This is a genomic window from Streptomyces sp. NPDC045955 (assembly GCF_056430805.1).
Map to the genome: position 1 here is coordinate 80,280 of NZ_JBWKKY010000006.1, position 13,165 is coordinate 93,444.

General features: G+C 70.2%; 11 protein-coding genes. 10 read left to right on the forward strand and 1 reads right to left on the reverse strand.

Annotated features, from left to right (window positions below; translation table 11 throughout):
* Nucleotides 1-4 precede the first annotated feature (4 nt).
* The 5 genes from pgeF (at nt 5) to AC07F0_RS14150 (ending at nt 3,755) form a co-directional block, all read left to right on the forward strand.
* Nucleotides 5-736, forward strand: coding sequence for a peptidoglycan editing factor PgeF (pgeF, locus tag AC07F0_RS14130; protein ID WP_478978402.1), 732 nt, complete (start codon nt 5-7; stop codon nt 734-736).
* A 6-nt stretch (nt 737-742) separates the two neighbouring features.
* Nucleotides 743-1,462: a YggS family pyridoxal phosphate-dependent enzyme gene (locus AC07F0_RS14135; protein WP_397620054.1), complete on the forward strand. Its 720-nt coding sequence runs from the start codon at nt 743-745 to the stop codon at nt 1,460-1,462.
* Nucleotides 1,463-1,591: 129 nt separating this feature from the next.
* Nucleotides 1,592-2,233, forward strand: coding sequence for a cell division protein SepF (locus AC07F0_RS14140; RefSeq protein WP_436728047.1), 642 nt, complete (start codon nt 1,592-1,594; stop codon nt 2,231-2,233).
* Nucleotides 2,234-2,292: 59 nt separating this feature from the next.
* The gene (locus tag AC07F0_RS14145; RefSeq protein WP_037674328.1) at nt 2,293-2,577 is read left to right on the forward strand and encodes a YggT family protein; all 285 of its coding nucleotides are present in this window, start codon (nt 2,293-2,295) and stop codon (nt 2,575-2,577) included.
* A 53-nt stretch (nt 2,578-2,630) separates the two neighbouring features.
* Nucleotides 2,631-3,755, forward strand: a complete 1,125-nt coding sequence (locus tag AC07F0_RS14150; RefSeq protein WP_436728048.1) for a DivIVA domain-containing protein — start codon at nt 2,631-2,633, stop codon at nt 3,753-3,755.
* A 198-nt stretch (nt 3,756-3,953) separates the two neighbouring features.
* Here AC07F0_RS14150 and ileS read toward each other — a convergent pair whose 3' ends face one another.
* Nucleotides 3,954-7,106: an isoleucine--tRNA ligase gene (gene ileS / locus AC07F0_RS14155; RefSeq protein WP_478978405.1), complete on the reverse strand. Its 3,153-nt coding sequence runs from the start codon at nt 7,104-7,106 to the stop codon at nt 3,954-3,956.
* 624 nt (nt 7,107-7,730) lie between these two features.
* Here ileS and AC07F0_RS14160 point away from each other — a divergent pair.
* From AC07F0_RS14160 to AC07F0_RS14180, 5 genes are all read left to right on the forward strand, one after another.
* Complete coding sequence (locus tag AC07F0_RS14160; protein ID WP_478978407.1) at nt 7,731-9,140, forward strand: TraR/DksA family transcriptional regulator; 1,410 nt, start codon at nt 7,731-7,733, stop codon at nt 9,138-9,140.
* Between the two features lie 88 nt (nt 9,141-9,228).
* Nucleotides 9,229-9,849 (forward strand): signal peptidase II, encoded by a 621-nt coding sequence (lspA, locus tag AC07F0_RS14165; RefSeq protein WP_478978410.1) that lies wholly within the window; start codon nt 9,229-9,231, stop codon nt 9,847-9,849.
* Between the two features lie 64 nt (nt 9,850-9,913).
* Nucleotides 9,914-10,858, forward strand: a complete 945-nt coding sequence (locus AC07F0_RS14170) for an RluA family pseudouridine synthase (protein WP_478978413.1) — start codon at nt 9,914-9,916, stop codon at nt 10,856-10,858.
* Entirely contained in the window at nt 10,855-11,334 is a 480-nt protein-coding gene (locus AC07F0_RS14175; protein WP_478978416.1) for a GNAT family N-acetyltransferase, read from the forward strand. The genes AC07F0_RS14170 and AC07F0_RS14175 overlap by 4 nt, the downstream gene beginning before the upstream one ends.
* Before the next feature lie 116 nt (nt 11,335-11,450).
* On the forward strand, nt 11,451-13,037 hold the full coding sequence (locus tag AC07F0_RS14180; protein ID WP_478978419.1) for a Na+/H+ antiporter: 1,587 nt from the start codon (nt 11,451-11,453) through the stop codon (nt 13,035-13,037).
* Nucleotides 13,038-13,165: the final 128 nt, after the last annotated feature.

Sequence of the window (13,165 nt, forward strand, 5' to 3'; positions counted from 1 at the left end):
TGACGTGATAGGACAGCGCGAAAGCGTGAGCGGCGCCCACTTCGCCTTCACCGACCGGTGGGGAGGGGTGAGCGCCGCTCCGTATGAGGAGCTCAATCTCGGCGGAGCGGTCGGTGACGACCCGGACGCCGTACGCACCAACCGCGAACTGGCCGCCAAGTCCCTGGGCGTCGAGCCGGACCGGGTGGTCTGGATGAACCAGGTGCACGGGGCCGACGTGGCGGTGGTGGACGGGCCGTGGGGCTCTTCGCCCGGGATCCCGTCGGTTGACGCGATCGTCACGACGCGGCGGGGGCTCGCCCTCGCCGTGCTCACCGCCGACTGCGTGCCGGTACTGCTCGCCGACCCGGTCGCCGGGATCGCCGCCGCGGCCCACGCGGGCCGGCCCGGCATGATCGCCGGAGTCGTCCCGGCCGCGCTACGCGCGATGACGGAGCTGGGTGCCGAGCCCTCCCGCATCGTCGCCCGCACCGGGCCCACCGTCTGCGGCCGGTGTTACGAAGTGCCCGAGGCGATGCGCGCCGAGGTGTCCGCCATCGAGCCGGCGGCGTACGCCGAGACGAGCTGGGGCACACCGGCGGTCGACGTCAGCGCCGGAGTGCACGCACAGCTGGACCGGCTCGGAGTGCGCGACCGGGCGCAATCACCGGTGTGCACGCTGGAGTCGGACGATCACTTCTCCTACCGCCGCGACCGCACCACCGGTCGCCTCGCGGGCTACGTGTGGCTGGACTGATAGGGCATGACGGACCGTAAGGACGAACTCGCCGCGAACCTGGCGAAAGTGGAGCGGCGCATCGCCGACGCGTGCGCGGCCGCGGGGCGGGGGCGCGACGAGGTGACCCTGATCGTGGTCACCAAGACCTACCCCGCGACCGATGTGCGGATCCTCTCGGAACTCGGCGTGCGGCACGTCGCCGAGAACCGCGACCAGGACGCGGCGCCGAAGGCCGCCGCGTGTATGGATCTGCCCCTTACTTGGCATTTTGTCGGTCAACTCCAGACCAACAAGGTGCGGTCCGTGGTCGGATACGCGGACTTCGTGCAGTCCGTTGATCGTTCCAAGCTCGTCACAGCTCTGTCGAAGGAAGCCGTCCGCGCCGGACGGGAGCTGGGGTGTCTCATCCAGGTCGCACTCGACGCCGGCGAGAGCGCGCGGGGTGAGCGGGGAGGCGTCGCTCCCGCGGGAATCGAAGAGCTGGCCGACCTCGTCGCGCGGTCGCCGGGGCTGCGGCTCGGTGGGCTGATGACCGTCGCACCGCTCACCGGGGAGTACGCGGGACGCGAACAGGCGGCGTTCGGGCGGTTGATGGATTTGTCGACTGACCTGCGCCGGAGTCATCCGGCTGCCACCATGGTGTCGGCAGGGATGAGTGCGGACCTCGAGCAGGCCGTGGCGGCCGGAGCGACACATGTGCGCGTCGGCAGCGCGGTACTCGGAGTCCGCCCCAGGCTCGGGTAACGTCGCCAAGAAGTCGGACCACAGCAGAAAATATGGTCATTGCCGCCGAAAGGCGGATTCAAGGACCTCGTGGATCGCGGGCACTTGGCAGTCGTCAGCCGATCCACCACAGAGCGGAGGACTCAGAGCATGGCCGGCGCGATGCGCAAGATGGCGGTCTACCTCGGCCTCGTGGAGGACGATGGGTACGACGGCCGCGGATTCGACCCCGACGACGACTTCGAACCCGAACTGGACCCGGAGCCCGAACGGGACCACCGACGGCACGAGCCGTCCCACCAGCCGCACGGCTCACATCAGCCCCAAAGGGACGAAGAGGTACGAGTCGTACAACCGTCCGCACCTCGTGAGCCGGCCGCCCGTTCCGCTTCGCTACCCGCGGAATCCGGCCGCCCGGCGCGCATCGCGCCCGTGGCATCCATCACACAAGAACGCGCAAATCTGGAGAAGAACGCACCGGTGATCATGCCCAAGGTCGTGTCCGAACGAGAGCCTTACCGGATCACCACGCTCCACCCGCGGACCTACAACGAGGCCCGTACCATCGGGGAACACTTCCGTGAAGGCACTCCGGTGATCATGAATCTGACTGAGATGGATGACACAGACGCGAAGCGACTTGTCGACTTTGCGGCCGGTTTGGTGTTTGGTCTTCACGGCAGTATCGAGCGGGTGACGCAGAAGGTGTTCCTGTTGTCGCCTGCTAACGTCGATGTCACGGCGGAGGACAAGGCCCGCATCGCAGAGGGCGGGTTCTTCAACCAGAGCTGAGACGTAACACCGGAAGCAGCAGTGACAGCAGGGCACAGGGGAGAGGGAAGCAACAGGTCATGAGCGTGGTTTTGGATGTCGCCTACATCGCGCTGATGTGCTTCCTCATCGTGCTCATCTTCCGGTTGGTCATGGACTACGTCTTCCAGTTCGCCCGCTCATGGCAACCAGGCAAGGCGATGGTGGTCGTTCTTGAGGCCACCTACACTGTCACGGATCCACCGCTCAAGCTTCTGCGGCGGTTCATTCCGCCGCTGCGTCTCGGGGGCGTGGCGCTCGACCTGTCCTTCTTCGTGCTGATGATCATCGTCTACATCCTGATCTCGATCGTGAGCCGGCTGTGAGCGATGTGAACTACGGTCTTGCCGAATGCCGACGACTACGTTGAGGTGAAGAGATGCCGTTGACCCCCGAGGACGTGCGGAACAAGCAGTTCACGACCGTCCGCCTCCGAGAAGGCTATGACGAGGACGAGGTCGATGCCTTCCTCGACGAGGTCGAAGCCGAACTGACCCGCCTGCTCCGCGAGAACGAGGACCTGCGCGCCAAGCTGGCCGCGGCCACGCGCGCTGCTGCCCAGAACCAGCAGAACATGCGCAAGCCTCCGGAGCAGCAGGATCAGCAGCAGCAACAGCAGCAGGGCATGCGCGGTCCTGGTGGTCCTGTTCCCGCCGGCATATCGGGCCCGCCGCAGCAGCAGATGGGTGGCCCCATGGGTGGTCCGCCCCAGCTGCCGAGCGGTGCCCCGCAGCTGCCCGCCGGTCCCGGCGGTCAGGGTGGCCCGCAGGGTCCCGGCCCGATGGGCCAGGGTCCGGGCGGTCCCGGCCCGATGGGCCAGCCCCCCATGCAGCAGCAGATGGGTGGTCCGATGGGCGGCCCCATGGGCGGCCCGATGGGCGGCCCCGGTCAAGGAGGCCCTGGTGGCGACAGCGCCGCCCGTGTCCTCTCGCTGGCCCAGCAGACCGCCGACCAGGCGATCGCCGAGGCCCGTTCCGAAGCCAACAAGATCGTCGGCGAGGCGCGTTCGCGTGCCGAGGGTCTGGAGCGTGACGCCCGTGCCAAGGCGGATGCCCTGGAGCGGGACGCGCAGGAGAAGCACCGCGTCGCGATGGGCTCCCTGGAGTCCGCCCGCGCCACGCTGGAGCGCAAGGTCGAGGACCTGCGCGGCTTCGAGCGCGAGTACCGCACGCGCCTGAAGTCGTACCTGGAGTCGCAGCTGCGCCAGCTGGAGACCCAGGCCGACGACTCGCTGGCCCCGCCGCGTACTCCGGCGACCGCGTCTCTCCCGCCGTCCCCGGCGCCTTCCATGGCACCGGCCGGCGCGAGCGCCCCGTCGTACGGCGGTGGCAACCAGACGATGGGCGGCGGTCCCTCGCAGTCCGGTCCGTCCTACGGCGGTCAGCAGCAGATGTCCCCGGCGATGACCCAGCCGATGGCGCCGGTGCGTCCGCAGGGCCCGTCGCCGATGGGTCAGGCGCCCTCGCCCATGCGGGGCTTCCTGATCGACGAGGACGACAACTGACGGCCTGATGGCCAGTAGTACGGCATAGACGTCGGCAGCGTTCAGGGCGGGGCCCCGGGATTGAACCCGGGGCCCCGCCCTTTGTCGTACACGCCGCCCCTTTGCCACACGCGTTCGTGCGCACACAACGCCGAAGGCCCGGTCCCGCCAAGATCTTTGGCGGGACCGGGCCTTCGGGCCGGGGCTACCCCCTGTGGGTTACGCCTTGCGCAGGCGGAACGTCAGCGTCAGTCCCTCGTCCGTGAACGGGCTCCCGTAGCCGTCGTCCGCGTCGCCCTCGGCGAAGTCCGTCGCAAGGACCTCGTCGGCGATCAGGCCGGCGTGGTCGGTGAGGGCCGCGACCGTCGCCGGGTCCGTGGCGGTCCAGCGCAGTGCGATGCGGTCGGCCACGTCGAGGCCGCTGTTCTTGCGGGCCTCCTGGATCAGGCGGATCGCGTCACGGGCCAGCCCCGCACGGCGGAGCTCCTCCGTGATCTCCAGGTCCAGGGCGACCGTCGCGCCCGCGTCGGACGCCACGGACCAGCCCTCGCGCGGCGTCTCCGTGATGATCACCTCGTCGGGAGCCAGCGTGATGGTCTCACCATCGACCTCCACCGACGCCGTGCCCTCGCGCAGGGCCAGGGACAGCGCGGCCGCGTCCGCGCTGGCGACGGCCTTGGCCACGTCCTGGACGCGCTTGCCGAACCGCTTGCCCAGGGCGCGGAAGTTGGCCTTCGCCGTGGTGTCCACCAGGGAGCCGCCGACCTCGCTCAGCGTCGCCAGGGACTCGACGTTCAGCTCCTCCGTGATCTGCGTGCGCAGTTCGGAGTCCAGCGCCTCGAAGCCCGTCGCCGCGATCAGGGCGCGGGACAGCGGCTGCCGGGTCTTGACGCCCGACTCCGCGCGCGTGGCACGGCCCAGCTCCACGAGCCGGCGCACCAGCACCATCTGCTTCGACAGCTCCGGGTCGATGGCGGTGAGGTCCGCCTCGGGCCACGACGACAGGTGGACCGACTCCGGGGCACCCGGGGTGACCGGAACGATCAGGTCCTGCCACACCCGCTCGGTGATGAACGGGGTCAGAGGGGCCATCAGCTGCGTCACCGTCTCGACGACCTCGTGCAGCGTGCGCAGCGCGGCTTTGTCGCCCTGCCAGAAGCGGCGGCGGGAGCGACGCACGTACCAGTTCGACAGGTCGTCGACGAACGCGGACAGCAGCCTGCCGGCGCGCTGGGTGTCGTAGGTGTCGAGGGCCTGGGTGACCTGGTCGGTGAGGGCGTGCAGTTCGGACAGCAGCCAGCGGTCCAGGACCGGGCGGTCGGCCGGGGCCGGGTCGGCCTCGGACGGGGCCCAGCCCGATGTGCGGGCGTACAGGGCCTGGAAGGCGACCGTGTTCCAGTACGTCAGGAGCGTCTTGCGGACGACCTCCTGGATCGTGCCGTGGCCCACGCGCCGGGCTGCCCAGGGGGAGCCGCCGGCGGCCATGAACCAGCGGACCGCGTCCGCGCCGTGCCGGTCCATGAGCGGGATCGGCTCCAGGGTGTTGCCCAGGTGCTTGGACATCTTGCGGCCGTCCTCGGCGAGGATGTGGCCGAGGCAGACCACGTTCTCGTACGACGACTTGTCGAAGACCAGCGTGCCGACCGCCATCAGCGTGTAGAACCAGCCGCGAGTCTGGTCGATGGCCTCGCAGATGAACTGCGCCGGGTAACGGGCCTCGAACAACTCCTTGTTCTTGTACGGGTAGCCCCACTGCGCGAACGGCATCGAACCCGAGTCGTACCAGGCGTCGATGACCTCGGGCACGCGCGTGGCCGTCTTGCCGCAGCCGTCCTGCGGGCAGGAGAAGGTGACCTCGTCGATGAACGGGCGGTGCGGGTCCAGGCCCGACTGGTCGGTGCCGGTCAGCTCGGTCAGCTCGGTGAGGGAGCCGACGCAGGTGAGGTGGTCGTCCTCGCAGCGCCAGATCGGCAGCGGGGTGCCCCAGTAGCGGTTGCGGGACAGGGCCCAGTCGATGTTGTTGTTCAGCCAGTCGCCGTACCGGCCGTTCTTGACCGTGTCCGGGAACCAGTTGGTGTTCTCGTTCTCCGCCAGGAGGCGGTCCTTGACCTCGGTGGTGCGGATGTACCAGGAGGGCTGCGCGTAGTAGAGCAGCGCGGTGTGGCAGCGCCAGCAGTGCGGGTAGCTGTGCTCGTACGGGATGTGCTTGAAGAGCAGGCCGCGCTGCTGGAGGTCCTCGGTGAGCTTTTCGTCCGCCTTCTTGAAGAAGACGCCGCCGACGAGCGGGACGTCCTCCTCGAAGGTGCCGTCCGGGCGGACCGGGTTCACGACCGGCAGGCCGTACGCGCGGCAGACCTTGAGGTCGTCCTCACCGAAGGCGGGGGACTGGTGGACCAGGCCCGTACCGTCCTCGGTCGTGACGTACTTGGCGTTCACCACGAAGTGCGTGCCGCCCTCGGTCTCCGGGAACTCGACGAGCTCGAACGGGCGCTGGTAGGTCCAGCGCTCCATCTCGGCGCCCGTGAACGTCCGGCCGGTGGTCTCCCAGCCCTCGCCGAGGGCCTTCGCGAGGAGCGGCTCGGCGACGACCAGCTTCTCCTCGCCGTTCGTCGCGACGACGTAGGTGACCTCGGGGTGCGCGGCGACCGCGGTGTTGGAGACCAGCGTCCAGGGCGTGGTCGTCCACACCAGGAGCGCGGCCTCGCCGGCCAGCGGGCCGGAGGTGAGCGGGAAGCGGACGAAGACCGACGGGTCGACGACCGTCTCGTAGCCCTGCGCCAGCTCGTGGTCCGACAGGCCCGTGCCGCAGCGGGGGCACCAGGGGGCGACGCGGTGGTCCTGGGCCAGCAGGCCCTTGTTGAAGATCTCCTTGAGCGACCACCAGACCGACTCGATGTACTCCGGGTCCATCGTGCGGTAGGGCTCGGTGAGGTCGGTCCAGTAGCCCATGCGGGTCGTGAGCTCTTCGAAGGCGTCCGTGTGCCGGGTCACCGACTCGCGGCACTTCGCGTTGAACTCCGCGATGCCGTACGCCTCGATGTCCTGCTTGCCGGAGAAGCCGAGCTCCTTCTCGACGGCGAGCTCCACCGGGAGGCCGTGGCAGTCCCAGCCGGCCTTGCGGGCCACGTGGTAGCCGCGCATGGTGCGGAAGCGGGGGAAGACGTCCTTGAAGACGCGGGCCTCGATGTGGTGGGCACCGGGCATGCCGTTGGCGGTGGGCGGACCCTCGTAGAACACCCACTCGGGGCGGCCCTCGGACTGCTCCAGGCTCTTGGCGAAGATCTTCTGCTCACGCCAGAAGTCGAGCACCGCGTGCTCGAGGGCGGGCAGGTCGACCTGGGCGGGTACCTGGCGGTACGTCGGCGATGTCATCAGCGGGCTTCCTCCGGCGGACTTGCTGCCTTCCGTCCGGAGGGACGAGAGCTACGTCTGCCTGCGCCGCCTTCGGCGCGCTCCCGCGGTACCACCCTCCTTGGCCCTCCGGCGCGGGGTGTGCGTCGGTGAGCCCCCTCATTGGGGTCGCGATGCCGGTTCTACTGGCCGCTGCCCTCGGCGGCGGTTTTCTTCCGGCGGCTCCGGGGTGATCTTCACGTCGCGCTCGCCCCCGGGCTTCCACCGTCCCCGGGTCGCTCTGGGCTGCGTACGCCGCTACTCGTCCCCATCCACGCTTTTCGCTCCGCCCAGTGTACGGCGCCGTGCGGACAGCGGCCGACCGCTTTTCGGGGCGCTCGGGGACAGAGGGCCGCGAGGGGCGCCGTTGTGGGTGACGTATGGGTTTGATGACCTGAATGGAGTGGTATGGGTGTTCGGATCCTGGGACGTCCGGCTCGGCGGATTACCCGGCGGGGAGCTGGGCACAACGGATGCAGGTTCGCCGCGCGGCGTGCGCGAGGCGGGCGAATCGGGCGGTGTGCCCCGTTGCCGCGGGACTCAAGTCGATTTATCGTCCCAGAACGATTCGCGAGCAAGATCACAATATGTGAAGGGGCCGCGGCCATGGTGGCGAAGAAGACCGCCGTACAGCAGCCGGCGTCCGGCAGGTCCGCGGAGGCCTCCGGCGGCGCGGCCAAGGACGTGGGAGGGAAGAAGACCACGCAGCGGGGCCCGGCGGGGCGGGCGGCGAAGGGGGCGGCAGGGAAGGCGACCGGGGGGACGAAGGCGGCTGTCGAGAAGACGAAGTCGGCCGTCAGGAAGGTGACGGCCAAGAAGACCGTGGCCGAGGAAGCGGTGGCCAAGGCCGGGAAGGCCGTGACCAGGAAGTCCGCGACGAGGCCTCCGGCTGAGCAAGTGACGGCTGAGAAGGCTCCGGCGAGGAAGGCGGCTGCCAAGGAGGCGGTGGCCGGGAAGACGGCAGGCAAGAAGGCGGCAGGCAAGGCCGCGGCCGGGAGAGGCTCGGCCAAGGGGACGGCTGGCAAGGAGGCGGTGGCTGAGAAGACGGCAGCCATGGCCGCGGCTGAGAAGGCCCCGGCCGGGAAAGCGGCTGCCAAGGAGACCGCGGCCAAGGGCGCGGCCAAAAAGGCCCCGGCCAAGAAGGCGGTGGCCGAGGAGACGGCGGTGAAGAAGGCCCCGGCCAAGAAGGCGGTGGCCGAGGAGACGGCGGTGAAGAAGGCCCCGGTCAGGAAGGCCCCGGTCAAGAAGGCGGTGGCCGAGGAGGCGGTGGGGAAGAAGGCCCCGGTCAAGAAGGCGGCGGGCGAGGAGGCGGCGGTGAAGAAGGCCGCTGTGAAGAGGGCGAAGACCGCCAAGGCCGGTGCCGCGAAGAAGGGCGTCGAGGCCGAGGGCGTTCGCGCCGGAGGCGAGAGCACCACCACGAAGGGCGCTGCCGGGAAGGGCTCTGCCCGGACCGGCGCGGTCACACAGGACACGGCCGGGAGCAGCACGGCCAAGAAGGCGGGTGCGGCCGAGGCCGCGCAGCAGACGGGAGCGACGACCGTGGGTGCGAAGAAGACTCCTGGCACGGCGACGGCGGCCAAGACCGCTGTTCCGAAGGCACGGGCGGCAGCGGCGGAACCCGGTGAGCTCGCGGTTCGCCCGGGCGAGGACCCCTGGACGGAGGCGGAGGTCGAGGAGGCGCGTGCCGAGCTGACGTCCGAGGAGACCCGGCTGCGTGAGGAGCTCGAGTCGTCGGAGCGGTCGCTCGCCGGTCTGATGCGGGACTCCGGGGACGGCGCCGGCCACGACGAGGCGGACACCGGCAGCAAGAACATCACGCGCGAGCACGAGCTGGCGCTGGCCGCCAACGCGCGCGAGATGCTCGTCCAGACCGAGCGCGCCCTGGAACGCCTCGACGCCGGTACCTACGGCCTGTGCGAGAACTGCGGCAACCCCATCGGCAAGGCCCGCATGCAGGCCTTCCCGCGGGCCACCCTGTGCGTGGAGTGCAAGCAGAAGCAGGAGCGCCGATACTGACTGCCGCCGAATGCCTCCTGAGCACGTGGGACGCCCGGGGTGTGACGTACCCTCGTCCTCAGTCAGGAACCTAGGTTGAGGGACTCACGTGGCAGAGGCGGAGCGCATCATCGGTACGCCGGACACACCGGACGCGGCCGGTAGCGGGCGGGAGCGCCCCGACGGGGCGGCGGCCGCCGGGGCGTCCGGTACGGATGAGCCGGCGGCCGCCGGGCGGCCCCGGGGCAAGCGCCGGATCGCGGTCCTGTTCGCGGTCGCCACGTTCGCGTACGCCCTCGACCTGATCAGCAAGATGATCGTGGTGGCCAAGCTGGAGCACCACCCGCCCATCGAGATCATCGGTGACTGGCTGAAGTTCGAGGCGATCCGCAACGCGGGCGCGGCCTTCGGCTTCGGCGAGGCCTTCACAGTGATCTTCACCATGATCGCGGCGGCGGTGATCGTGGTGATCGCCCGGCTCGCCCGCAAGCTCTACAGCCTGCCCTGGGCGATCGCGCTCGGCCTGCTGCTCGGCGGTGCGCTGGGCAACCTCACCGACCGGATCTTCCGGGCGCCGGGCGTCTTCGAGGGCGCGGTCGTGGACTTCATCGCGCCCAAGCACTTCGCCGTCTTCAACCTGGCCGACTCGGCGATCGTGTGCGGCGGCATCCTGATCGTGCTGCTGTCGTTCCGTGGACTCGACCCCGACGGGACCGTCCACAAGGACTGAGCCCGCGAGGGGTTGTCCACAGGCTCGGTACGGGGCTGTCGGACCCGTCCGGCATACTCGACGGGTGAGCACGATTCCCGAGATCCGTACCCTGCCCGTGCCCGACGGCCTGGAGGGCGAGCGCGTCGACGCCGCCATCTCCCGCATGTTCGGCTTCTCCCGGACCAAGGCGGCCGAGCTCGCCGCCGCGGGGAAGGTCACGGTCGACGGATCGGTGGTCGGCAAGTCGGAGCGCGTGCACGGCGGCGCCTGGCTGGAGGTCGAGATGCCGCAGGCGCCCGCGCCGGTGCAGGTGGTGGCCGAGCCGGTCGAGGGCATGGAGATCGTGCACGACGACGATGACGTGGTCGTGATCGTCAAGCCGGTGGGCGTGGCCGCGCACCCGTCGCCGGGCTGGACCGGCCCTACCGTCATCGGCGGCCTGGCCGCCGCCGGGTACCGCATCTCGACCTCGGGGGCCGCCGAGCGCCAGGGCATCGTGCACCGGCTCGACGTCGGCACGTCCGGGCTGATGGTGGTCGCCAAGTCGGAGTACGCGTACACGTCGCTCAAGCGCCAGTTCAAGGAGCGCACGGTCGACAAGCGGTACCACACGCTCGTCCAGGGACACCCCGACCCGACCAGCGGCACCATCGACGCGCCCATCGGCCGCCACCCGCAGCACGACTACAAGTGGGCGGTCACCGCCGAGGGCAAGCCGTCCGTCACGCACTACGACCTGATCGAGGCATTCCGCGCGGCGTCCCTGCTCGACGTGAAGCTGGAGACCGGCCGTACACACCAGATCCGCGTCCACATGGCCGCCCACCGGCACCCCTGCGTGGGCGACCTGACCTACGGGGCCGACCCGACGCTCGCCAAGCGGCTCCATCTGACCCGCCAGTGGCTGCACGCGGTGCGGCTCGGCTTCGAGCACCCCGGGGACGGGCAGTGGGTGGAGTTCTCCTGCGACTACCCGGAGGACCTGCAGAAGGCCCTGGACCAGGTCCGGGAGGAGACGTACGCATGAGCGGGAGGCCGGCCCCGTCGTACGTGGTGCGGGTAGCCGAGGACCCGGCCGACCGTGAGGCGTGTTTCGCGGTGCGCAAGGAGGTGTTCGTCGGCGAGCAGGGCGTGCCGGAGGACATCGAGTACGACGCGTACGACCCGGGGGCCGTCCATGTGCTGGCGGTCCGGGAGGACGGCGTGCCGCTCGGGACGGGGCGGCTGCTGCTCGGTGAGGCGGCCGTCGCGCAGACCGGAGCCGACCCGTCCGTGGGCTCCCTCGGCCGGCTCGCCGTGGCCGCCCACGCCCGCGGACTCGGTGTCGGCGTCGCCCTCGTACGGGCCATCGAGGACGCGGCACGCGCACGTGGTCTCACGGCCGTGGACCTGCACGCGCAGACACACGCGCTGGGCTTCTACGAGCGGCTCGGCTACGAGGCGTACGGGCCGGAGTACTTGGAGGCGGGCATTCCGCACCAGGGAATGCGCCGTTCGCTCTAGGGGATGCCGCGTTCGCTTCAGCCCGCCATGCAGGGTGCCGAAACGGTTTGTCCCGGGAGTTGCGTGGCAGGCTTGAGGTCAGTCGTGTGAACGTTTGACCTTCCGGAGCGCTGACCGTGGATCAGTTGGCCCTGCTGTTCGTGCTGCTGCTCGGGGCCGTGATCAGCGTCCCGGTCGGGGACCGGTTCAGCGTGCCCGCGCCGGTGCTGATGACGTTGCTGGGCATAGTCCTCGCACTGCTCGACTTCGTGCCGAACGTCGAGATCCCGCCCGACCTGATCCTGCCGCTGCTGTTGCCGCCGCTGCTGTACGCCGCGGTGCGGCGCACGTCCTGGCGGCAGTTCGCGGCGAACAAGAGGCCGATCTTCCTGCTGGCCGTGGCGCTGGTCTTCGTCACCATGGCCTGTGTGGCCGCCGCGGCCAACGCGATCGTGCCGGGGCTGCCGCTGGCGGCGGCGTTCGCGCTCGGCGCGCTGGTCGCGCCGCCGGACCCGGTCGCCGCCACCGCCGTCGCCGGGCAACTGGGGCTGCCGCGCCGGCTCGTGTCGATCCTGGAGGGCGAGGGGCTGTTCAACGACGTGACGGCCATCGTCCTCTACCACGTGGCGATCGCCGCCGCCGTCAGCGGGACCTTCTCGCCCTGGAAGGCCGGGCTCGATCTCGTGCTGTCGGCCGTGGTGGCGGTGGCCGTGGGCCTCGCGCTGGGCTGGGGCGCGAACAAGCTGATGGAACTGCTCGGGGACGCGACCCTCCAGATCGGGCTGACCCTGCTGGTGCCGTACGCCTCGTACGTCCTGGCCGAGGAGATGCACGGGTCCGGAGTGCTCGCCGTGCTCACCACCGCGCTGTTCCTCGCGGAGTACGGCTCCGACGCCGACGACGTCATGACGCGGCTGGCCGGGCACACGTTCTGGAACATCGTCGACACGCTCGTCACCGGCGTGGCGTTCGGGCTGGTCGGGCTGGAGCTGCACAACGCCATCCACACGGCGTCCGGCCGGTGGGGCGAGCTGCTCGGCTGGGCGGCGGTGGTCGTCTGCGTGGTCGTGTTCGTACGGCTGTTGTGGCTGATGCCGGCGACCTGGCTGACGAAACGGCTGCACGCGCGGCGGGACTACGACGAGGACATCCCGGTGAGCTGGCGCGAGACCGTGGTGATGTGGTGGTCGGGGATGCGGGGGGTGGCCTCGGTCGCGCTGGTGCTGGCCATTCCGCTGGAGACCGACGCGGGGGCGCCGTTCCCCAGCCGGGACGAGATCATCTTCATCGCGTTCGGGGTGATCGTGGTGACGCTGGTGGTGCAGGGGCTGACGCTGCCGTGGCTGGTGCGGCGGCTGGGGGTGCGGGCCGACACGGACGTCGAGAAGGAGTTCGCGAAGGCACTGGCGATCCGGGCGTCCCAGGCGGCCAAACGCAGGCTCCGGGAGATCGAGGAGGTCGAGGAGCTGCCGGAGGAGCTGTCCGAGCAGATGGTGCGGCGGGCGTTCGACATCGCGGTGCGGATCAGTCCCGCGGTGGCCGAGGACGAGCGGCGGGAGGCCTATCAGGAGCGGGCCCGGCGGCTGAAGCGGGTGCGGCGGATCCAGCAGGAGATGCTGAGCGCTGCGCGGCATGAGGTGCTGGCGGCGCGGAGTGAGCCGGGGGCGGATCCCGAGGTGGTGGACCGGGTGCTGCGGCATCTTGATGTGCGGTCCATGCGGTGACGTTGACTTTTCGGCTTTCGCCGGGTGGGGGCTGTTGTGTGGTTTGGTCCCCGCCCGCGCGGCGCCCGTAGCCGTGGGTCGAGGGGTCCTGGTTTCCCGTGGGGGACATTCGCCGTTGGCGGCTGACG

Bases quoted from the DNA above. Each gene is read 5' to 3' on its own strand.
- AC07F0_RS14175 (WP_478978416.1), top strand. From the start codon at position 10,855: ATGAGCGGGAGGCCGGCCCCGTCGTACGTGGTGCGGGTAGCCGAGGAC.
- AC07F0_RS14150 (WP_436728048.1), top strand. From the start codon at position 2,631: ATGCCGTTGACCCCCGAGGACGTGCGGAACAAGCAGTTCACGACCGTC.
- AC07F0_RS14160 (WP_478978407.1), top strand. From the start codon at position 7,731: ATGGTGGCGAAGAAGACCGCCGTACAGCAGCCGGCGTCCGGCAGGTCC.
- AC07F0_RS14135 (WP_397620054.1), top strand. From the start codon at position 743: ATGACGGACCGTAAGGACGAACTCGCCGCGAACCTGGCGAAAGTGGAG.
- ileS (WP_478978405.1), bottom strand. From the start codon at position 7,106: ATGACATCGCCGACGTACCGCCAGGTACCCGCCCAGGTCGACCTGCCC.
- AC07F0_RS14140 (WP_436728047.1), top strand. From the start codon at position 1,592: ATGGCCGGCGCGATGCGCAAGATGGCGGTCTACCTCGGCCTCGTGGAG.
- AC07F0_RS14145 (WP_037674328.1), top strand. From the start codon at position 2,293: ATGAGCGTGGTTTTGGATGTCGCCTACATCGCGCTGATGTGCTTCCTC.